The sequence below is a fragment of the Mycolicibacterium litorale genome (assembly GCF_010731695.1).
GTDB lineage: Bacteria > Actinomycetota > Actinomycetes > Mycobacteriales > Mycobacteriaceae > Mycobacterium > Mycobacterium litorale.
Genome location: NZ_AP022586.1, coordinates 2,585,061 through 2,603,787, shown reverse-complemented (window position 1 = coordinate 2,603,787; position 18,727 = coordinate 2,585,061). Strand labels below are relative to the sequence as shown.

The 18,727-nt window shown below is 67.4% G+C and carries 23 protein-coding genes; 11 read left to right on the top strand and 12 right to left on the bottom strand.

What is annotated here, in order from left to right; translation table 11 throughout:
- The first annotated feature begins 27 nt into the window (after positions 1 to 27).
- Positions 28 to 882 carry an SDR family oxidoreductase gene (locus G6N30_RS12325; protein ID WP_134053144.1) on the top strand — a complete coding sequence of 285 codons (855 nt, stop codon included), beginning with the start codon at positions 28 to 30 and terminating at the stop codon, positions 880 to 882.
- Here G6N30_RS12325 and G6N30_RS12320 read toward each other — a convergent pair whose 3' ends face one another.
- Genes G6N30_RS12320 through G6N30_RS12310 form a run of 3 tightly spaced genes read right to left on the bottom strand, consistent with a single transcriptional unit; the run spans position 883 to position 3,720 of the window.
- Positions 883 to 2,055, bottom strand: a complete 1,173-nt coding sequence (locus G6N30_RS12320) for an AAA family ATPase (RefSeq protein WP_134053142.1) — start codon at positions 2,053 to 2,055, stop codon at positions 883 to 885.
- Positions 2,056 to 2,065: 10 nt separating this feature from the next.
- Positions 2,066 to 3,115, bottom strand: a complete 1,050-nt coding sequence (locus G6N30_RS12315; protein WP_134053140.1) for a DNA polymerase IV — start codon at positions 3,113 to 3,115, stop codon at positions 2,066 to 2,068.
- A gap of 2 nt (positions 3,116 to 3,117) precedes the next feature.
- Entirely contained in the window at positions 3,118 to 3,720 is a 603-nt protein-coding gene (locus tag G6N30_RS12310) for a TetR/AcrR family transcriptional regulator (protein WP_134053138.1), read from the bottom strand.
- 85 nt (positions 3,721 to 3,805) lie between these two features.
- Between G6N30_RS12310 and G6N30_RS12305 the strand changes: the two genes are divergently transcribed.
- The 5 genes from G6N30_RS12305 to G6N30_RS26920 all read left to right on the top strand — a co-directional run bounded on the left by G6N30_RS12305 (position 3,806) and on the right by G6N30_RS26920 (position 7,851).
- The gene (locus G6N30_RS12305; protein WP_134053136.1) at positions 3,806 to 4,348 is read left to right on the top strand and encodes an NAD(P)H-dependent oxidoreductase; all 543 of its coding nucleotides are present in this window, start codon (positions 3,806 to 3,808) and stop codon (positions 4,346 to 4,348) included.
- Positions 4,349 to 4,812: 464 nt separating this feature from the next.
- Entirely contained in the window at positions 4,813 to 5,055 is a 243-nt protein-coding gene (locus G6N30_RS12300) for a redoxin NrdH (RefSeq protein WP_134053134.1), read from the top strand.
- A 29-nt stretch (positions 5,056 to 5,084) separates the two neighbouring features.
- Complete coding sequence (gene nrdI / locus G6N30_RS12295) at positions 5,085 to 5,531, top strand: class Ib ribonucleoside-diphosphate reductase assembly flavoprotein NrdI (RefSeq protein WP_134053132.1); 447 nt, start codon at positions 5,085 to 5,087, stop codon at positions 5,529 to 5,531.
- A 17-nt stretch (positions 5,532 to 5,548) separates the two neighbouring features.
- On the top strand, positions 5,549 to 7,666 hold the full coding sequence (gene nrdE / locus G6N30_RS12290) for a class 1b ribonucleoside-diphosphate reductase subunit alpha (RefSeq protein WP_179965626.1): 2,118 nt from the start codon (positions 5,549 to 5,551) through the stop codon (positions 7,664 to 7,666).
- 20 nt (positions 7,667 to 7,686) lie between these two features.
- Positions 7,687 to 7,851, top strand: a complete 165-nt coding sequence (locus tag G6N30_RS26920) for a hypothetical protein (protein WP_166674581.1) — start codon at positions 7,687 to 7,689, stop codon at positions 7,849 to 7,851.
- On the opposite strand, the gene G6N30_RS12285 is transcribed toward G6N30_RS26920, so the two are convergent.
- On the bottom strand, positions 7,829 to 8,257 hold the full coding sequence (locus G6N30_RS12285) for a hypothetical protein (protein WP_134053128.1): 429 nt from the start codon (positions 8,255 to 8,257) through the stop codon (positions 7,829 to 7,831). The genes G6N30_RS26920 and G6N30_RS12285 overlap by 23 nt on opposite strands.
- Positions 8,258 to 8,353: 96 nt before the next feature.
- Complete coding sequence (locus G6N30_RS12280) at positions 8,354 to 8,740, bottom strand: DUF5997 family protein (RefSeq protein ID WP_134053126.1); 387 nt, start codon at positions 8,738 to 8,740, stop codon at positions 8,354 to 8,356.
- Positions 8,741 to 8,781: 41 nt separating this feature from the next.
- Here G6N30_RS12280 and G6N30_RS12275 point away from each other — a divergent pair, with 41 nt between their 5' ends.
- Entirely contained in the window at positions 8,782 to 9,501 is a 720-nt protein-coding gene (locus G6N30_RS12275) for a LysR family transcriptional regulator substrate-binding protein (RefSeq protein WP_134053124.1), read from the top strand.
- A 19-nt stretch (positions 9,502 to 9,520) separates the two neighbouring features.
- On the opposite strand, the gene G6N30_RS12270 is transcribed toward G6N30_RS12275, so the two are convergent.
- The 4 genes from G6N30_RS12270 to G6N30_RS12255 form a co-directional block, all read right to left on the bottom strand.
- Positions 9,521 to 9,772, bottom strand: coding sequence for a hypothetical protein (locus tag G6N30_RS12270; RefSeq protein ID WP_134053122.1), 252 nt, complete (start codon positions 9,770 to 9,772; stop codon positions 9,521 to 9,523).
- A 24-nt stretch (positions 9,773 to 9,796) separates the two neighbouring features.
- Entirely contained in the window at positions 9,797 to 10,363 is a 567-nt protein-coding gene (locus tag G6N30_RS12265) for a hypothetical protein (RefSeq protein WP_134053120.1), read from the bottom strand.
- A 9-nt stretch (positions 10,364 to 10,372) separates the two neighbouring features.
- Entirely contained in the window at positions 10,373 to 10,990 is a 618-nt protein-coding gene (locus G6N30_RS12260; RefSeq protein ID WP_197906170.1) for a class I SAM-dependent methyltransferase, read from the bottom strand.
- A 217-nt stretch (positions 10,991 to 11,207) separates the two neighbouring features.
- Positions 11,208 to 12,389, bottom strand: coding sequence for an NAD(P)/FAD-dependent oxidoreductase (locus G6N30_RS12255; protein ID WP_134053116.1), 1,182 nt, complete (start codon positions 12,387 to 12,389; stop codon positions 11,208 to 11,210).
- A 141-nt stretch (positions 12,390 to 12,530) separates the two neighbouring features.
- On the opposite strand from G6N30_RS12255, the gene G6N30_RS12250 reads away from it, so the two are divergent.
- Together G6N30_RS12250 and nrdF are read left to right on the top strand one after the other, a co-directional pair.
- Positions 12,531 to 13,271: a TetR/AcrR family transcriptional regulator gene (locus G6N30_RS12250; RefSeq protein WP_134053114.1), complete on the top strand. Its 741-nt coding sequence runs from the start codon at positions 12,531 to 12,533 to the stop codon at positions 13,269 to 13,271.
- A gap of 139 nt (positions 13,272 to 13,410) precedes the next feature.
- Positions 13,411 to 14,373 carry a class 1b ribonucleoside-diphosphate reductase subunit beta gene (nrdF, locus tag G6N30_RS12245; protein ID WP_134053112.1) on the top strand — a complete coding sequence of 321 codons (963 nt, stop codon included), beginning with the start codon at positions 13,411 to 13,413 and terminating at the stop codon, positions 14,371 to 14,373.
- A gap of 347 nt (positions 14,374 to 14,720) precedes the next feature.
- On the opposite strand, the gene G6N30_RS12240 is transcribed toward nrdF, so the two are convergent.
- Positions 14,721 to 14,993, bottom strand: a complete 273-nt coding sequence (locus G6N30_RS12240; protein WP_134053110.1) for a hypothetical protein — start codon at positions 14,991 to 14,993, stop codon at positions 14,721 to 14,723.
- 502 nt (positions 14,994 to 15,495) lie between these two features.
- Here G6N30_RS12240 and G6N30_RS12235 point away from each other — a divergent pair.
- Positions 15,496 to 15,825, top strand: a complete 330-nt coding sequence (locus G6N30_RS12235) for a hypothetical protein (protein ID WP_134053108.1) — start codon at positions 15,496 to 15,498, stop codon at positions 15,823 to 15,825.
- A gap of 314 nt (positions 15,826 to 16,139) precedes the next feature.
- Positions 16,140 to 17,099 carry an alpha/beta hydrolase gene (locus G6N30_RS12230; RefSeq protein ID WP_134053106.1) on the top strand — a complete coding sequence of 320 codons (960 nt, stop codon included), beginning with the start codon at positions 16,140 to 16,142 and terminating at the stop codon, positions 17,097 to 17,099.
- Between the two features lie 61 nt (positions 17,100 to 17,160).
- Here the strand turns inward: G6N30_RS12230 and G6N30_RS12225 are convergent, their stop codons facing one another.
- Together G6N30_RS12225 and G6N30_RS12220 are read right to left on the bottom strand one after the other, a co-directional pair.
- Positions 17,161 to 18,213: an NAD(P)-dependent alcohol dehydrogenase gene (locus tag G6N30_RS12225; protein ID WP_134053104.1), complete on the bottom strand. Its 1,053-nt coding sequence runs from the start codon at positions 18,211 to 18,213 to the stop codon at positions 17,161 to 17,163.
- Between the two features lie 111 nt (positions 18,214 to 18,324).
- Complete coding sequence (locus tag G6N30_RS12220; RefSeq protein WP_134053102.1) at positions 18,325 to 18,600, bottom strand: YciI family protein; 276 nt, start codon at positions 18,598 to 18,600, stop codon at positions 18,325 to 18,327.
- Between the last annotated feature and the right edge of the window lie 127 nt (positions 18,601 to 18,727).

Here is an 18,727-nt window from a genome sequence, read left to right as displayed (position 1 = left end):
TCCCAGCCGGCAGGTAGGGTCACCGCCATGACGCAGGGCAGCGGATTCACCGGAAAGCGTTGTCTCCTCACCGGCGCGGCCAGCGGAATCGGGCGGGCCACCGCGCTGCGACTGGCCCGCGAGGGCGCCGAACTGTTCCTCACCGACCGGGACGCCGAGGGGTTGGAGACCACGGTCGCCGATGCCCGCGCGCTCGGCGGCAAGGTCGCGGTGCACCGGGCACTCGACATCTCCGACTACGACGCCGTCGTGCAGTTCGCCGCCGACATCCACGCCGCGCACCCCGCGATGGACGTCGTGATGAACATCGCCGGCGTCTCGGCGTGGGGCACCGTCGACCGCCTGACCCACCAGCACTGGAAGTCGATGATCGACGTCAACCTGATGGGACCCATCCACGTCATCGAGACGTTCGTGCCGCCGATGATCGAGGCACGCCGGGGTGGCCAGCTGGTCAACGTGTCGTCGGCGGCCGGGCTGGTCGCCCTGCCGTGGCACGCCGCCTACAGCGCCAGCAAGTACGGTTTGCGCGGCCTGTCCGAAGTGCTGCGCTTCGACCTCGCGCGCCATCGCATCGGAGTGTCGGTGGTGGTGCCCGGCGCGGTGAAAACCCCACTGGTGCAGACCGTTCAGATCGCCGGCGTCGACCGCGAGGACCCGAACGTGCAGAAGTGGACGAGCCGGTTCAGCGGGCACGCGGTGTCACCGGAACGGGCCGCCGAGCGCATCCTGACCGGCGTGCGCCGCAACCGCTACCTGATCTACACCTCGCCCGACATCCGGGCGTTCTACTTGTTCAAGCGCACCATGTGGTGGCCGTACAGCGTGGCGATGCGACAGGTCAACGTGCTGTTCTCCCGTGCCCTTCGGCCGCGCCGCTGATCACCGCTTACCCCAGTCCCACGGTGGGGTGCTCAGCAGACCCTGCCCGTCGACGCGGGTCTCGCCGAACTCCTTGTACAGCGTGAGCCGGACCGCGTCGCCGTCCTCATCCAGCGGCACCGCGCCGAGCAGGTCGATCATCGCCGGGGAGTGCGTGACGACGACGACCTGTGTCCGCGCCGCGGCCGCGGTGACCAGCGCCGCCAGCGGCCGGACGAGGTCGGGATGCATGGACGTCTCCGGTTCGTTGAGCACCATCAGCGACGGCGGCTCGGGACTGAGAAGCGCCGCCGCCCACAGCAGGAAACGCAGTGTGCCGTCGGACAATTCGGCGCACCTCAACGGCCTCAACATCCCCGGCTGGCGCAGCTGCAGGTCGAACAGCCCGTCGTGCACGGCGATGTGGACCGTCGCGCCGTCGAACGCGTCTGCGACCGCGCGGGCGAGGTCGTCGTGACCCGCCTCGACGATCGTCTGCACGGCGGCAGCCAGATCGCCGCCGTCGGCGGAGAGCACCGGGGTGCGGGTGCCCACCTGCGGGCGACGGGCGGGCGCCGCGGCGTCCACGCGGAACCCGTCGTAGAACCGCCAGTTCCGCAGCCGGTCGCGCACCGCGGCCAGTTCCGGCAGCGCGCCGGCGTATTCGGCGAGCACGCTGCGATGCGACGGCAACGAGCGGGTCAGTTCGTCGAAGCCGCGCCCGGATTCGGCGCTCGCCTCGGCGTACTGACTGCCGCGACGCACCAGGGTGGCGGCGGGGCGCATCACCTGCCCGGCGAACACCGCTTCGCGTTTGATCTGGGGATCACGGGCGAACAGCGAGCCCGGGCCGGCGTGCTGCGGCAGGCCCAGGTCGACCAGGTATCCCAGATCGTCTGCGGCGTAACCGAGTTCAAGTGATACGGGCCGGGTGCGCACGGTGCCCTCGGTCGTGCCGGTGCGGCGGGCGCCCGCGGTCTGTTCGGGGCCGGCCCACAGCACGGACTCCAACCCGCCCTCGCGGGCCAGCGATCCGATCACCTCACCGCGGCCGCAGTCGGCCAGCAGTCCCAGCGCCCGGTACAGCGACGATTTGCCGCTGCCGTTGGCGCCGGTCACCACGGTCAGCCGGCGCAGCGGGAGCACCACATCGCGCAGCGAGCGGTAGCCGCGGATGGCGACGGTCGAGAGCATGGCGCCCACGCTATGGGTTCGCGCCGACAACCCATTCGGGCATGGCCAGTTCGAGCCGTACCCCGAGGAGGCGGATCGGCCGGTCGAGGTCGAACAGCGCCAGCACGTCGAGTGCGGTCGCGGTGATGAGGTCGAGGTCGGTGCCGGCGGCGGCCAGCTTGCGGATCTTCGTCCTGGTGTAGAAGGTGCTGGTGCGCACCGTCACCGCGACACGGGTGACCACGCGGCCGGCGTCGACGACCTCGGCCAGCGTCTGTGCGGCCAGGCGGGCCACCGCCGATTCCATGTCCGCGCGGTCGGTGAGGTCCTGCGGGAAGGTGATCACGTGGCTGCGCGAGCGCGGAACCCACGGCTGTGGGCTGACCTCGCTGTCGCCGCCGCCCTTGGCCAGCAACAGGATCCACAGTCCGGTGGTCGGGCCGAACGCCGACGTCAGAACCGCGGCGTCGGTGGCGGCGAGGTCGGACACCGTGGTGATGCCCAGACTCGCAAGCTTTTTCGCGGTCTTGGGTCCCACCCCCCAGAGTGCGTCGACCGGCCGGTCACCCATCACGGCCATCCAGTTGGCGTCGGTGAGCGAGAACACCCCGGCCGGTTTGCCGAACCCGGTGGCGACCTTGGCGCGCTGCTTGTTGTCGCTGATGCCGACCGAACACGACAGGCCGGTCCCGGCGACCACCTCGCGGATCCGTTCGGCGAGTGCGAACGGATCCTCGACATCGGCCCCGACGTAGGCCTCGTCCCAGCCCCACACCTCGACCGGATGACCCAGATCGCGCAGCAAACCCATGACCTGGTCGGACGCCTCGTCGTATGCGGCGGTGTCCGACGGCAGGAACGTCGCGTCGGGGCAGCGGCGCGCCGCCACCCGCAGGGGCATCCCGGCGTGCACGCCGAACTCGCGTGCCCGGTACGACGCGCACGTGACCACCTTGCGGGGCTCGGTCGGATCCCCGCTGCCGCCGACGATGACGGGCAACCCCTCCAGTTCGGGGTGCCTGCGCAGCTCGACCGCCGCGAGGAACTGGTCGAGGTCGACGTGTAGGATCCAGCGGCCCACGGTCAGCGCCCGCAGAGTTTGACGGCCACCGTTTCCCACGCATCGCCCAGCTCGTCGAGGGTCGCGCCCTCGGCGAGGCGGTGTTCGACGTAGTCGGCGTCGAGCAGGGCGCTCAGCGCGGTGGTCTGCGCGTCGAGGTCACCGGTGGTGCCGGCCGACTGCAGCAGCACCCGCACATGGGTGTGGTGCAGGGCGCTGGGGCCGGTGAACCGCGTCTGCGGATCGCGTCCGGCGTCCGACAGCAGGGCGTGATGGTCATGGACGAACGCGAGCCGGGCCCTGCCGTAGGCGATCAGGCGTTCCAGCGGGGGAGCGCCGGGCCCGAGCGGGGGCGGCCCGAACATGAAGGCCTGCTGGTGGGCTTTCTCGTTCTCGTCGAGCAGCACCACCATCAGGCCGGCCCGGCTGCCGAAGCGCCGGAACAGCGTTCCTTTGCCCACCCCGGCCGCCGCGGCGATGTCGTCGGTACTGACCGCCCCGGCACCGCGCTCGGCGATGAGCCGGCGCGCCGCGTCGAGCAACAGCGCGCGGTTGCGCGCGGCGTCGCCACGCTCCTGCGGCGTGTCGGTCACCGGGAGCGGGGCAAACCGGTCGGGGGCGCTCACACCGTCGACCTTATCCCAGCCGGAATTAACCGGACCGTGGTCCGGTTAAGCTGTGCCGGTGGATGTCACGAGAAAGGAACCGCCCATGACGGATATGAATGTCCTGGTGCTCGTCGGGAGCCTGCGAAAGGCGTCGATCAACCGTCAGCTCGCCGAGGTGGCGGTCGACACCGCTCCCGACGGCGTCACGCTGCGCGTCTTCGACGGCCTCGCCGAGGTGCCCTTCTACAACGAGGACCTCGACACCGACTCGGTGCCCGAGCCGGTGCGGGCGCTTCGCGCCGCGGCCGCCGACGCCGACGCCGCGTTGGTGATCACGCCCGAATACAACGGAAGCATCCCGGGGGTTCTCAAGAACGCGATCGACTGGCTGTCTCGACCGTGGGGCGACGGCGCGCTCATGGACAAGCCGCTCGCGGTGGTGGGCGCCGCGCTCGGCCGCTACGGCGGGAAGTGGGCCCACGACGAGACCCGCAAGTCCTTCGGCATCGCGGGCGCGCGCGTGATCGAGGACCTCGAACTGTCGGTACCGGCGTCGTCGTTGCACGGTGCACACCCCCGTGAAAGCGCCGACGTGGTCACGGCCGTGGGCGACGTGCTCGGAAAGCTCGTCGCCTCGGTCGGGTGAGGGCTGCGCCGGTGGACGACCGGACGGCCCAGTGGCCGCAAGCGTTTGCTGGGCGCATCTGGACGACTTCCACCCCGGGCGGGCTGTCAGTGGCCGGTGGTAGACCTACCCAGATATAGCGACACACCTTGCGTCCGGCGTGGCGACACGCCGGACGCAAGGGCCCGCCGGAGCTTACGACCTGGGAATTCCATGAATGTTGTTCAGAACATCTTGTATCTGTCCGCGATGTCGGCCACTAGGTGTAGTGTCTTGCCTACCGGCAGGCCACCAGGGTTCGGAGGCCGGCCGGAGCGCAGGATCCAGTGCAATCGGCTATCCGGTCCGCCGGAGACGCACCCCGGCCGACCAGGAATTTCCGGAGCCTGTGGACCGCTGAACAACGTAGCGGCATGAAGTACCGATGCAGTTGCCAGTCCGAGTTGATTCACTATCGCCGTTTCGCGTAAGGAGCCGTACCGCCGATGACCGTCACCGTGTACACCAAGCCCGCATGCGTGCAGTGCAACGCCACCTACAAGGCGCTGGACAAGCAGGGCATCGCCTACGAGGTCGTCGACATCACCCTCGACAGCGAGGCGCGTGACTACGTCATGGCCCTGGGTTACCTGCAGGCTCCGGTCGTGGTGGCCGGCAACGACCACTGGTCGGGCTTCCGTCCCGACCGGATCAAGTCGCTCGCCGGTGCGGTGGCCGCCACCGCCTGAGCGGGTACGCGGTCAGCGGAGGTCGAACAATGGGCAACATCGTGTACTTCTCCAGCGTCTCGGAGAACACGCACCGCTTCGTCGAGAAGCTGGAGCTGCCCGCCATCCGCATCCCTTTGCGTGACCGCATCGAGGTCGACGAGCCCTACGTGCTGGTGCTGCCCACCTACGGCGGCGGGCACGCCAACGGGCCCGATCCCGATGCCGGGGGCTATGTCCCCAAACAGGTCATCGCGTTCCTCAACAACGAACACAACCGGTCGTTGATCCGCGGCGTCATCGCCGCGGGCAACACCAACTTCGGCGCCGAGTTCGGCTACGCGGGCGATGTGGTGTCCCGTAAGTGCGGCGTGCCCTATCTCTACCGCTTCGAACTGATGGGGACCGTCGACGACGTCCTCGCCGTCCGCGCCGGTCTGGCGAATTTCTGGAAGGAACAGACGTGTCACCCACCGTCACAGCTGCAGAGCCTGTAACCACCGGCGCGCACACCCTGCCCGGGGAGACCGACTACCACGCGCTGAACGCGATGCTGAACTTGTACGACAAGGACGGCAAGATCCAGTTCGACAAGGACGTGCTCGCCGCCCGCGAGTACTTCCTGCAGCACGTCAACCAGAACACGGTGTTCTTCCACAATCAGGACGAGAAGCTCGACTACCTGATCCAGAAGGAGTACTACGAGCGCGAGGTCCTCGACCAGTACTCGCGCAACTTCGTCAAGACGCTGCTCGACCGCGCGTACGCCAAGAAGTTCCGCTTCCCGACCTTCCTCGGGGCGTTCAAGTACTACACCTCCTACACGCTCAAGACGTTCGACGGGAAGCGCTACCTCGAGCGTTTCGAGGACCGCGTCGTGATGGTGGCGCTGACGCTGGCCGCCGGCGACACCACGCTTGCCGAGAAGCTCGTCGACGAGATCATCGACGGCCGGTTCCAGCCGGCGACGCCGACGTTCCTGAACTCGGGCAAGAAGCAGCGCGGCGAACCGGTCAGCTGCTTCCTGCTGCGCATCGAGGACAACATGGAGTCCATCGGGCGCTCCATCAACTCCGCACTGCAGCTGTCCAAGCGCGGCGGCGGAGTTGCCCTGCTGCTCACCAACATCCGTGAGCACGGCGCCCCGATCAAGAACATCGAGAACCAGAGCTCGGGCGTCATCCCGATCATGAAGCTGCTCGAGGACTCGTTCTCCTACGCCAACCAGCTGGGTGCCCGGCAGGGCGCGGGCGCGGTGTACCTGCACGCCCACCACCCGGACATCTACCGCTTCCTCGACACCAAACGCGAGAACGCCGACGAGAAGATCCGCATCAAGACGCTCTCGCTGGGTGTCGTGATCCCGGACATCACGTTCGAGCTGGCGAAGAAGAACGAGGACATGTACCTGTTCTCGCCCTACGACGTCGAGCGGGTGTACGGGCTGCCGTTCGCCGACATCTCAGTGACCGAGAAGTACTACGAGATGGTCGACGACAGCCGGATCCGCAAGACGAAGATCAAGGCGCGCGAGTTCTTCCAGACGCTCGCCGAGCTGCAGTTCGAGTCGGGTTACCCGTACATCATGTACGAGGACACGGTGAACCGGTCGAACCCCATCTACGGCAAGATCACCCACTCGAACCTGTGCTCGGAGATCCTGCAGGTCTCCACGCCCTCGGAGTTCAACGACGACCTGTCCTATTCGAAGGTCGGCAAGGACATCTCCTGCAACCTGGGCTCGCTGAACATCGCCAAGGCGATGGACTCCCCGGATTTCGCGCAGACCATCGAGGTGGCCATTCGTGCGCTGACCGCCGTGAGCGACCAGACGCACATCACCTCGGTGCCGTCGATCGAGCAGGGCAACAACGACTCTCACGCCATCGGCCTCGGGCAGATGAACCTGCACGGCTACCTGGCGCGCGAGCGGATCTTCTACGGATCCGAAGAGGGTGTGGACTTCACCAACATCTACTTCTACACGGTGCTCTACCACGCGCTGCGGGCGTCGAATCGCATTGCGATCGAACGGGGCACGCACTTCAAGGGATTCGAGCGCTCCAAGTATGCGTCGGGGGAGTTCTTCGACAAGTACACCGAGCAGCCGTGGCAGCCCAAGACCGAGCGGGTGCGGCAGCTGTTCGCCGATGCGGGGATCCGCATCCCGGACCAGGACGACTGGCGCCGGCTCAAGGAATCGGTGCAGCAGCACGGCATCTACAACCAGAACCTGCAGGCCGTGCCGCCGACGGGGTCGATCTCCTACATCAACCACTCGACCAGCTCGATCCACCCGGTGGCGAGCAAGATCGAGATCCGCAAGGAAGGCAAGATCGGCCGTGTCTACTACCCGGCGCCGTACCTGACCAACGACAACCTGGAGTACTACCAGGACGCGTACGAGATCGGCTACGAGAAGATCATCGACACGTATGCCGCGGCGACCCAGCACGTCGATCAGGGTCTGTCGCTGACGCTGTTCTTCAAGGACACCGCGACGACGCGTGATGTGAACAAGGCGCAGATCTACGCGTGGCGCAAGGGCATCAAGACGCTGTACTACATCCGCCTGCGCCAAATGGCCTTGGAGGGAACCGAAGTCGAGGGCTGCGTGTCCTGCATGCTGTGACGGCTGGTCGCTGATCGCCGATGTCGACGACCGTCGAAGCCGTTCTCGTCGCCGCTCTGGTTCTCGGGGTCGTGGTCGCGTTGTTCGGTCTGATCTACGTCTGGGAGAAGTGGGTCAAGGGCAGCCGACTCGAGCAGCGCATCGATCGCTTCGTCGATCGCCTCAGCGACCTGTTCTTCCGCTAGGCCGCACGGGGTAGACGGCATACCCGAGCGCCGCGGCGATGAGGGCGAATTTGATGGAGGCCGCGACGTGGGCGCGGCGGGCATTCGCGGCCATCTCTCGCCGGTCGAGCACGCGCAGCAGCGCAACTCCTTCGACTGCGTCGGCGGCGACCGCACCGGCGGCCAGGGCCGGTAGCCACTGCGGATGACCCCGGCCTCGACGGCGGCGGTCGACGAGCAGAGCGAGCAGGATCCCGTAGCTGGTCATGTAACCGAAGTCGAGCCACATCGACTGGCGAGCCGCGCGGAGGCCGGTCGGTCCCCACCGACCCATGATGTCCTCGGCCTTGGCGGCCGTGCCCGCGAGCTCGAACGCGACGATGCCGGGGCCGCCCGCGGCGCGCATCCGGCCATCCAATCGGAGCATCACAGCGGAATAGCCGACGAAAGCCGCAGTGGCCGCTGCGATTCGATTCCGGCGCACCCAGCCGTACAGCGAGGTCATCGGCTGCCGCTGTTCACGTCAGCTCTCGCGAGCCTGGTCGGCCCGCTGCGCCTTGAGGCGTCGCTGCTCGCGCAGCACCTCCTGATAGCTCTCGCGCTCCGCGACCAGCCACTCCGGCTTTTCCTCGAGCAGCTGATCGATCTGCTCGGTGGTGAGGGCATCCCCGACGCCGTTGCGCGCCAGGGCGGCGATCGAGACGCCCAGCTTGGCGGCCACGAGGTTCTTCGGGTGCGGTCCGTTCTTGCGGAGGTCCTTGAGCCACTGCGGCGGATCGGCCTGAAGGGCGGCGAGCTCGGAGCGGGTGATCGGGTTCTCCTGGAACTCGGCCGGCGTCGCGGGCAGATACACGTCCAGCTTCTTGGCCGCCGTGGCGGGCTTCATGGACTGCGCGTTCGGCCTGCTCATGACCCGAGCCTATCGAGGAGGCCCATCGGTAGCCTGAGGCGGTGGCTTCGTCCTCACCGCCCTCACTCACCCTCGGTTACGTCCCCGGCGGGACGCCCGCGAAGTGGGCGCGGAACTGGGCGGAGCGCCACCCCGAGACCCCGTTGCAGTTGTGCGCCCTCGCCGCGGCAGAGGCGGCCGCCGCCGTGCGGGCCGGCACCGTCGACGTGGCGTTGCTCCGGCTGCCGGCCGACACGTCCGGGCTTGCCGTCATCCCGCTCTACGAAGAGACCACGGTGGTCGTGGTGCCGGCCGACCACGTAGTCAGCGCCGTTGACGCCGTCACCGCCGCGGACCTCACCGGTGAGCCGGTGCTGCTCCCGCTCGACGACGTCGTCGCCTGGGCGGACGCGCCCGGCACCCCGGTCGACCACCGACCCGAAACCACCGAGGCGGCAACAGAACTCGTCGCCGCAGGGGTCGGCGCGCTGATCGTGCCACAGTCGCTGGCGCGGCTGTACCACCGCAAGGACCTCACGTACCGCCCGATCACCGACGCGCCCGCCTGCCCCGTGGCGCTGGCCTTCCCCGAGGGGCCGCAGCCTGCGCTGCTCGAGGAGTTCATCGGGATCGTCCGTGGCCGCAAACCCGGGTCGTCGCGGGGGCAGGTCGAGCCGGCGCCGAAACGCACCGCACGGGAGAAGACGCTGGCGAAGCAGGCCAAGCGCGCCGCTGCGGGGAAGGTCGCGCGTAGACCCGGCCGGACCGGCCGCGGTCGCTGAGCGGCTGACGGGGCCTGCGCTAGCCGCTGCGGAGCCGGTCCAGTGTCTGGCCCGTCTCGTCGCTGAGGTCGCGGTGCGTCACCCGGACCTCGACGCCGGACTTCACGCCGGCCAGGGCGGGCAGCAGATGGTTCATCACCTGTTCGGCGGTGGCCGGCATCCGTCGACCGCGAGTGGTCAGCTTCGTCCAGCGGGCGCCGTCGCGGTAGTAGTGCTCCTCACCGGTCGGAAAGCGCAAAGTGACGAGGTAGCAGTCGTTGGTGAGCCGCATGCGTCGACGATAGATCGAGCGGAGTCAGGCGATCAGATCCGACCAGAACTCGACGGTGGCAGCGGCGGCCGACGGCTGGTCTCCGTCGGTGGCGAACTCCCGGGCCAGGTGGTCGGCCAAGTCGGCCCCCGCGAGGCGTACGTCGGTCCGCATGATCGACAGCACCGGATGGCCGAACGTTCCACTGCCGGCCGGCAGATAGTGGTGGGCATGCACGGGGATCATCTGCGGGACCCGCGCCATCTGATACCTGGCTGAGCGCAGTGCATCCTTCATCCGAGCCGGGCGCGGCCCCCACCCGTCGACCCAGAATCCGCTCCATTCCACGTCGAAGACGATTCCCTCGGTCGGCAACTGCAGCCGCTTCTGCAGGCTCTGACGGCCCTCGCCACGCCAGTTCGGCCACGACGCCCCGACCGGCAGTCCGGCGGCCAGAAACGCCCGATGGTCGTCGGCGAACGCGAAGCCGAACAACTCCTCGACGCGCGCGAACTCGTCGTCGGTCAAACCGTCTTCGAGGGTCACCGCGCCGCCGGCCACAAGACATGCAGCGGCATCGGATCCGATTCGCGCCGCGCTCATGTCGCCCATACGGACAGGCTATGGGCGGCGGCGCGCCAGCAGGACCGCATCGTGGGTATGCCGGTGCTCATCGTCGCCGAGTGGAGTCTCGCGTGGGCGACGTTCCTCGAAGTGGACGTCCCAGTCGCTGCCGAGCAGCGACAGCACATCAGGTGGGAAGACGTAGTCGGCCGGGTCGAAGCCGCGGGCCTTGGCCGCCTCGCCGTCGAACCCGGCGTGGTGCACCACGAGCAGGACGCCTCCCGGAGCCACCGCCGTGACGAGGGCGCGTTCGGCGTCCCGGTTCTCCGATGACCGCAACGCCGGGTACTGCGCGGACACCAGGTCGAATCCACCGACAGGCAGCGACGCCTCGACGAGGTCGGCTCGCAGCCAGTTCACTTCGACACCAGCGTTTTTCGCACGGCTGGCGGCGCGATCCAGGGCCACCTGCGACACGTCGAGGCCGGTGACCGTCCACCCCATCGTGGCCAGCCACACCGCGTCGGCACCTTCCCCGCACCCGACATCGAGTGCGCGGCCGGGCGTGAGGCCGCTCACCTCGGCGACGAGCACGGTGTTGGGTCGTCCGCTGAACAGCTGCTCGGCACCCGAGTACCGCTCGTCCCACTCCTGCTGAACACGTGAATCGCTCATGGTTCGAGCTTGACCCGCACTCGCGTGCATTGGCAAGCACCTTTGCCGATCTGGCAACGCTCGCACATGCCGCCAGGCCACGGCGCCGAACGCACGGTTGGTGTACGCAAACATCGAGAAGCGGTGGCAACAACCGTGCACTCGACAAGCAAAACGCCGGGTGTGAACCCGAAGGCTCACACCCGGCGCGCGCCGACAACTCGGCGGGGCGGAAATCTCAGTACTTGTGCTGCGGCCCTTGCTCTTTCTTGTACAGCGACTTGAGCATCCGGTCACGGAAGAACGCGTTGTCGATCAACTTGATGCCGTTGTTGGCGACCGCGGGGATTCCGGCCAGCTTGTGGAAGTAGCGGCCCCGCTTGTACTCCCGGCCCCACGCGGCTTCCATCCGCTGCGCGTAGTTCGTGAAATCGTCGGGTCCGCCGTTGGTCAGCGCCGCGATCGCGCACTCACCGGCGGCCAGCCCCGATTCCAGCGCCTTGGAGATGCCCGCGCCGGACGCCGGCTTCCCCGCGCCCAGTGAGTCGCCGGTGAACAGCACGCCCGGACGCCATGGCGGCCATGCGGTGAAGCCCATCGGCAGTCGCCATGCCCGCACACTCTTGTTCTTCTTCAGCTCCTCGATCGGCGGAAGCTCCCACTCTCGGGGCAGCGTCCGCAGGAAGTCGCCGAGGAACTGGGTGGCGTTGATCGACTGCCAGTTCTTGTAGCTGTTGACGTACCCGAGCCCGATGTTGAACACCCCGTCGCCCATCGGGAACACCCAGCCGTATCCGGGCAGCTGATCACCCTGGAACGCCAGCTTGAGATAGATGTCGAGGCTGTCGGAGTCGGGCCGGTTGGCGTGCATCTCCGAGCGGATCGCGATGGCCGAGTAGCCGTTGTACTGCGAGTCGATCTTCAGCGCCCGCTTGATGGGGGAGTACGCGCCGTCGGCGGCGATCACGGCGTCGCCGTAGACCTTCTCGCCGCCCTTGAGCGTCACGCCGATGACCCGGCCGTTGGCATCGAGTTCGGGGCCCGCGACCTCGGCGCCCTGACGGATCTCCGCACCGGCGGACTCGGCGTGCTTGAGCAGCACGGTGTCGAGGTGGGTGCGGCTGACGGTGTGGCCGTGGTCGGGCATGCCCGGGCGCTTCGGAAACGACAGCTCCCACTCGCTGGGGCTGAAGACCGTGACGCGGTTGACCCGGTGGAAGGTGGCGACCTCGTCGGCCAGGCCCATCTTCTGCAGGTAGCTCACCGCCCTGGCGGTCAGGCCGTCGCCGCACGGCTTGTCGCGCGGGAACACGGCCTTGTCCAGGACCACCACCTTGGCGCCGGTCTGCGCGGCCTGCCACGCGGCGGCCGAGCCCGAAGGGCCGCCACCTGCGATGACCAGGTCGTATCGCTGTGTCATGAATCTCGTCTCGTCTGTCGGGCTGTCGCGACGATAGTACCCAAGAGATGTGTGTGCGGCTGCGCGGGAGAGCGTCCTGCCTACCGCGCGGCCGGAGGGTTCTGAGCAGGTCAGCGACCCTCGAGCGAGTACAGTGGGCGGGTGCGACGAGGCTCGAGAACCCGCACCGGCAGTGAGCCGGGCGGCAAAGTGGACGCGCGCAGCGAGCGCTGGCGCGAGCACCGCAAGAAGGTGCGCGCGGAGATCGTCGACGCCTCGTTCCGGGCCATCGACCGGCAGGGCCCCGACGTCAGCCTGCGGGAGATCGCCGAAGAGGCCGGCACCGCGAAACCCAAGATCTACCGGCACTTCACCGACAAGTCCGACCTGTTCCAGGCCATCGGCCAGCGCCTGCGCGACATGCTCTGGGCGGCGATCTTCCCGTCGATCGACCTGTCGGTGGATTCGGGCCGCGCGGTGATCCGGCGCGCGGTCGAGCAATACGTGCGGCTGGTCGACGAACACCCCAACGTCATCCGGTTCCTGATCCAGGGCCGCTTCGCCGAGCAGAGCGAATCGACCATGCGCGCGCTGAACGAGAGCCGCGAGATCACGCTCGCGATGGCGGACATGTTCGACAACGAGCTGGGCGAGATCGAGCTGGACGCCGCGGCGCTCGAACTCGCCGCCTACGCCGCGTTCGGCTCGATCGCCTCGGCCACCGACTGGTGGCTGGGCACCGAGCAGGACAGCCCTCGCCGCATGCCGTCCGAGGAGTTCGTCGCGCATCTGACGACGATCATGATCGGCTCGATCAACGGCACCTGCGAGCTGCTCGGAATCGTCCTCGACCCCGACCTGCCGCTGCACGAGGGTGTGCGTCGCAACGAGCACGTCGCCTGAGCGCGCGACACGCCACGAACCCAATATGTGGGGTTCGCTCGAGGTGTCGGCTACTACGAGTAGTGTCGGCGGTAGCCGCGGGGCACTGTGGCGATCTGGCGAAAACACCTGGTGAAGTGGGGTTCTGGTGAGCGATGGCATGAAGCTGATTGACCGCGTCTCGGCGATCAACTGGAACCGTCTGCAGGACGACAAGGACGCCGAGGTGTGGGACCGCCTGACGGGCAACTTCTGGCTGCCCGAGAAGGTGCCGGTGTCCAACGACATCCCGTCGTGGAACACGCTCACCGCCCACGAGAAGCAGCTCACGATGCGGGTGTTCACCGGCCTGACGCTGCTGGACACCATCCAGGGCACCGTCGGCGCGGTGAGCCTGATCCCCGACGCGCTCACCCCGCACGAAGAGGCGGTGTACACCAACATCGCGTTCATGGAGTCGGTGCACGCGCGCAGCTACAGCAACATCTTCTCCACGCTGTGCTCGAGCGCAGAGATCGACGACGCGTTCCGCTGGTCGGAGGAGAACCAGAACTTGCAGCGCAAGGCCGAGATCGTCATGCAGTACTACAAGGGCGACGAGCCGCTCAAGCGCAAGGTCGCCTCGACGCTGCTGGAGAGCTTCCTGTTCTACTCGGGCTTCTACCTGCCGATGTACTGGAGCAGCCGCGCCAAGCTCACCAACACCGCCGACATGATCCGGCTGATCATCCGCGACGAGGCCGTTCACGGCTACTACATCGGCTACAAGTACCAGCGGGGTCTGGCCCTGCAGGACCCTGCCACCCAGGCCGAACTCAAGGACTACACCTACGAGCTGCTCTTCGAGCTCTACGACAACGAGGTCGAGTACACCCAGGACCTCTACGACAGTGTCGGCCTGACCGAGGACGTCAAGAAATTCCTGCGCTACAACGCCAACAAGGCGCTGATGAACCTCGGGTACGAGGCGCTGTTCCCGCGTGACGAGACCGACGTCAACCCGGCGATCCTGTCCGCGCTGAGCCCCAACGCCGACGAGAACCACGACTTCTTCTCCGGTTCGGGGTCGAGCTACGTGATCGGCAAGGCCGTCGTCACCGAAGACGAGGACTGGGACTTCTAACACAGCAGTTCCGAGAGGTAATCCTCTCTAGAGGCGGCGTATGACCTGCCGTCGCGAGGTCTGCAACCATCACGGGGCTGCCGAATACTTCAGTGGAGTCCTTGCCGACGTAAGGGTTCGGCACCGCGACTGACGACGTATTCGATCGCCGCGTTCATACAGTTGCCGTCACCTGGTCAGGATGAGGTCGGCAACCATCGCGCAGTAGCGTCGCGGTATTCGCCCACAGGTGTACCTGTACTGCAATGAGCAGGTTGCCAAGCTCGCAATAGGCATCAGCTACGGCTCCAGCATCTCCACCAGGGTGACTGATGATCGCCGAAGAGGATGCTCTAGACGCGATCAGGTCAGATGCACTCTGATGGCGTCTCCGGCGAGCACCAGTGGATGCCGTTCATCTCGTAGCTCCAGGCGTGGCCCTGAGGGTTGCGCACCGGGTGGTACGGCTGGCTCTCCGGCGGCGACGGGGGTGATGGCGGGCCGAGAGGCGTGCACCCGACCCCGAAGAACCAAGCCGCATCCCACTGACAGTTCTGCGCGTTGCTGACTGCCGGGGCGACCACCAGGCCACCCCACACGAGCATCAACGCTCCGACGTAACCCACCATTGCTTTCTTCATTTCTCATCCTTGCTCAAAGTTGGTTCTCCTTATCGGACAGAGCGGTCACGGATGAGGCCAGCGTGTGCGAGCCGATTTAATCGCTAGCGCTGTACCCAAGGTGTGCATGCTGACAGGCAAATACCTCATTAACCCCCCATCGAACGCCTCCGCCCATCCGCAAAGTACCGTAAATCTGGCAAAGGGTGCAACGCCAGGGAAGGGCTGTTAACCTGGCGGTGCCGCCACTCCAGGCAAAGACGATCTGCATGCAAGCCTCCTTGACAACTACGTCCATCTGCGGTCCGGAAGACCTGCATCAGATCCATCGTCCGGGGACTTCACCGTCGGGCCATGTCCGACCGATTGACTACCGTGTGACGCCAGGGCGCGAGGGGATGTCCAAGCAGAAGACGTGTTGGCCGCGATCGCCGAGTACGACCGCTCGGGCAGCACGCCTTTCTGGACAAGTACGGAATGCCAACACCAAGAATGGGGTTCGCCTGCCACCGGAAGAGAGCCCATGACCGAGACGCCCGCAGAGCTGCCCTCGCCCGACGATTTCCGGCGGAGGCTGGCCCACGTCGACCGGGAGTTCGCTGACGCTCGCCGGTACCTGTCGGCGCTGAACGCCGATGACAATGACGAGCTCTCCGCGCTGATGGCGGAGATCCACCACAGCGGACGGGCTATGCAGGTCTTGGCGGCGATGGCGGTACAGGCGCTGAACTTCGCCCAGCTGTCCGCGGACCGCCTCGGGGGCGATGTCCAGAAGTGGCTCGACGGGTCGGTGATGGCCCAGGACACCGCGGAGAACGAACGGGACCGAAGCGAGCTCGGTGGCGAGGGGTGACGATCGGCGACCTACGGGGCCGGGTGGTTGACCACCGCGCGGTCGATCACACCGTAGAGCGATGCGCACGTCACCAGCGCCGCCGCGACCCGTGACAAAACACTGACCGCGACGGGCGCGCGTTTCATCGTCGTAACACCGGGGCATGTACCCGCGACGTACTAGGTGGCGGTACCGCTTGCGGTGAACCGTCTGCGAATGCGGGGATGCCAAGCAGCGGCATCCGGAACCGGGCAGCTCAGTGCCGGTCCGTACACCTTCCCAACGGAATACCCGCCGGTGCGGCGGGCCTCAAGAGGATGGCAAAGAACACGATGAGATTCATGCACACTGTGCGGCGTCGGCTGGTGGCCGGCGCGCTGGCAGCCCTCATGCTGCCGGGTCTGGTCGCCGCTGCCGGCGGGGCGGCGACGGCCGGCGCGTACTCACGGCCGGGTCTGCCGGTCGAGACGCTGATGGTGCCGTCGGCCGCGATGGGCCGCGACATCCCGGTGAAGTTCCAGGGCGGTGGCGCCAAGGCGGTCTACCTGCTCGACGGGCTGCGTGCCCGTGACGACAACAGCGGCTGGGACATCGAGACCGCGGCGTTCGAGAACTACTTCGAATCCGGACTGTCGGTCGTCATGCCGGTCGGCGGTATGTCGAGCTTCTACACCAACTGGCAGGGTCCGGCCGTCGGCAACGGTCAGACCTACAACTACCAGTGGGAGACGTTCCTGACCTCCGAACTGCCGGCGTACCTGGCCGCCAACAAGGGCATCTCGCCCAGCGGCAACGCCGTCGTCGGCCTGTCCATGTCGGGCAGCTCGGCGCTGATCCTGGCCGCCTACCATCCGGGCCAGTTCAGCTACGCGGGCTCGCTCTCCGGATTCCTCAACCTGTCTCAGGGCATCTGGCCGACGCTGGTCGGCTTCGCGATGCGCGACGCCGGCGGCTTCGACGCCACCGCGATGTGGGGGCCTGGTGGCGGTCCGGCGTGGCAGCGCAACGACCCGACCCTGCAGGCCGGTCGGCTGGCGGCCAACGGCACCCGCCTCTGGGTGTACACCGGCAACGGCAGGCCGGGGGACCTCGGCGGCGGCGGCGACATCCCCGGCCAGCTGCTCGAGAACATCACTCAGGACAGCAACCAAGCCTTTCGGCAGGCGTACCAGGGTGCCGGAGGCAGCAACGCGACCTTCAACTTCCCGCCCAACGGCACTCACGGGTGGGGCTACTGGGGTTCGCAGCTCAACGCGATGAAGCCCGACATCCAGCGCACGCTGGGCGTCTGACGACCAGATACGACAACGGCCGGAGTGCGATGCGCACTCCGGCCGTTTCGTATGTGGAAGGTCAGCTCCGCAGCGAGGCGGTGTCGATGACGAACCGGTACCGCACGTCGCTCGCCAGCACGCGCTCGTACGCCTCGTTGATGTAGTCGGGGGTCACGACCTCGATCTCCGGACGGACGTCGTGCTCGGCGCAGAAGTCGAGCATCTCCTGAGTTTCGGGGATGCCGCCGATCAGCGAGCCCGCGAGGCTGCGGCGCCCGAACACCAGCGCGCCGGCCGGCACGCTCATCGCGTCCTCCGGCATGCCCAGCTCGACGAGCGTGCCGTCGACCTTGAGCAGACCGAGGTAGTCGGCGAGGTTCAGGTTGGCCGAGACCGTGTTGAGGATCAGGTCGAACGTGCTCTTGAGGTCCTTGAACGTCTCGCGGTCGCTGGTCGCGCGGTAGTCCGTCGCGCCAAGGCGCAGCCCGTCCTCCATTTTCTTCAGCGACTGGCTCAGCACGGTGACCTCGGCGCCCATCGCGACGGCGATCTTCACCGCGAGGTGGCCCAGCCCGCCGAGCCCGATCACGGCGACCTTCTTGCCCGGGCCGGCGCCCCAGTGCCGCAGCGGGGAGTAGGTGGTGATGCCGGCGCACAGCAGCGGAGCCGCCTCGTCGAGCGCCATGTTGTCGGGGATGCGCAGCACGTAGTTCTCGTCGACGACGATCGCGCCGCTGTAGCCGCCCTGGGTGGGCTCACCGTCGCGGCCGACGGCGTTGTACGTACCGACCATGCCGGTGGTGCTGCAGTACTGCTCGAGCCCGGCGCGGCAGTTGTCGCATTCGCGGCAGGAGTCGACGAAACAGCCGACGCCCACCCGGTCGCCGACCTTGTACTTGGTCACCTCGGCGCCGACCTCGGTCACGATGCCGGCGATCTCGTGGCCCGGCACGACGGGATAGTTCGGCTGCCCCCACTCGGCCTTCACGGTGTGGATGTCCGAGTGGCAGATGCCCGCGAAGTGGATGTCGAACGCCACGTCATGAGGTCCGACGTCACGCCGGGTGATCGTGGTCTCGGTGAGCGGTTCGGTCGCCGACGTGGCGGCATAAGCGGAAACAGTGGTACCCATTCGTCCTCTTTGTTCGGTAATCGCAAATTCGGCCGCGACGCTGCGGCGCTCCCGGTGCGGAAACGGTTCGCGGGGGCCGATCGATTCCCGATCGGAGGTGTGAATCCGATCCTAGAGGCCCGGCGCGCGGAACGCGCCGTTGAACGAGGTGCGCGCGTAGGACACCACTCCGGCCTGCGTGTACGGGTCGGCTGCTGCGAGCGCATCGGCCTCCTCAGCGCTGAGATCGCCGGTGACGAGCACCGCGCCGGTCTGGCTCTCGACCCGGCCGGCGAGCAGGATCCGGCCGGAGTCCACTTCTCCTGCGAGCCATTCGAGGTGGGCGGGCCGGCTCCGGTCGATGACGTCGAGCGGTTGCAGGTAGGTCAGTGTCAGCACGTGGAACATCGGCGAAGGGTAGCGACCGGGCGGGTCTCCTGTCACACGACAGTCACACGCGCCCCGCGTTCTTAACGCTTCGCGGGTGATCGGTTACCTCTCGGCAACCACCGGCGATCGGCCGACACGAAAACTG

Coding starts and splice junctions, on each gene's coding strand:
- G6N30_RS12325 (WP_134053144.1), top strand. CDS start 28: ATGACGCAGGGCAGCGGATTCACCGGAAAGCGTTGTCTCCTCACCGGC.
- G6N30_RS12320 (WP_134053142.1), bottom strand. CDS start 2,055: ATGCTCTCGACCGTCGCCATCCGCGGCTACCGCTCGCTGCGCGATGTG.
- G6N30_RS12305 (WP_134053136.1), top strand. CDS start 3,806: ATGACGGATATGAATGTCCTGGTGCTCGTCGGGAGCCTGCGAAAGGCG.
- G6N30_RS12300 (WP_134053134.1), top strand. CDS start 4,813: ATGACCGTCACCGTGTACACCAAGCCCGCATGCGTGCAGTGCAACGCC.
- nrdI (WP_134053132.1), top strand. CDS start 5,085: ATGGGCAACATCGTGTACTTCTCCAGCGTCTCGGAGAACACGCACCGC.
- G6N30_RS26920 (WP_166674581.1), top strand. CDS start 7,687: ATGTCGACGACCGTCGAAGCCGTTCTCGTCGCCGCTCTGGTTCTCGGG.
- G6N30_RS12285 (WP_134053128.1), bottom strand. CDS start 8,257: ATGCTCCGATTGGATGGCCGGATGCGCGCCGCGGGCGGCCCCGGCATC.
- G6N30_RS12280 (WP_134053126.1), bottom strand. CDS start 8,740: ATGAGCAGGCCGAACGCGCAGTCCATGAAGCCCGCCACGGCGGCCAAG.
- G6N30_RS12270 (WP_134053122.1), bottom strand. CDS start 9,772: ATGCGGCTCACCAACGACTGCTACCTCGTCACTTTGCGCTTTCCGACC.
- G6N30_RS12265 (WP_134053120.1), bottom strand. CDS start 10,363: ATGGGCGACATGAGCGCGGCGCGAATCGGATCCGATGCCGCTGCATGT.
- G6N30_RS12260 (WP_197906170.1), bottom strand. CDS start 10,990: ATGAGCGATTCACGTGTTCAGCAGGAGTGGGACGAGCGGTACTCGGGT.
- G6N30_RS12255 (WP_134053116.1), bottom strand. CDS start 12,389: ATGACACAGCGATACGACCTGGTCATCGCAGGTGGCGGCCCTTCGGGC.
- nrdF (WP_134053112.1), top strand. CDS start 13,411: ATGAAGCTGATTGACCGCGTCTCGGCGATCAACTGGAACCGTCTGCAG.
- G6N30_RS12240 (WP_134053110.1), bottom strand. CDS start 14,993: ATGAAGAAAGCAATGGTGGGTTACGTCGGAGCGTTGATGCTCGTGTGG.
- G6N30_RS12235 (WP_134053108.1), top strand. CDS start 15,496: ATGACCGAGACGCCCGCAGAGCTGCCCTCGCCCGACGATTTCCGGCGG.
- G6N30_RS12230 (WP_134053106.1), top strand. CDS start 16,140: ATGAGATTCATGCACACTGTGCGGCGTCGGCTGGTGGCCGGCGCGCTG.
- G6N30_RS12225 (WP_134053104.1), bottom strand. CDS start 18,213: ATGGGTACCACTGTTTCCGCTTATGCCGCCACGTCGGCGACCGAACCG.
- G6N30_RS12220 (WP_134053102.1), bottom strand. CDS start 18,600: ATGTTCCACGTGCTGACACTGACCTACCTGCAACCGCTCGACGTCATC.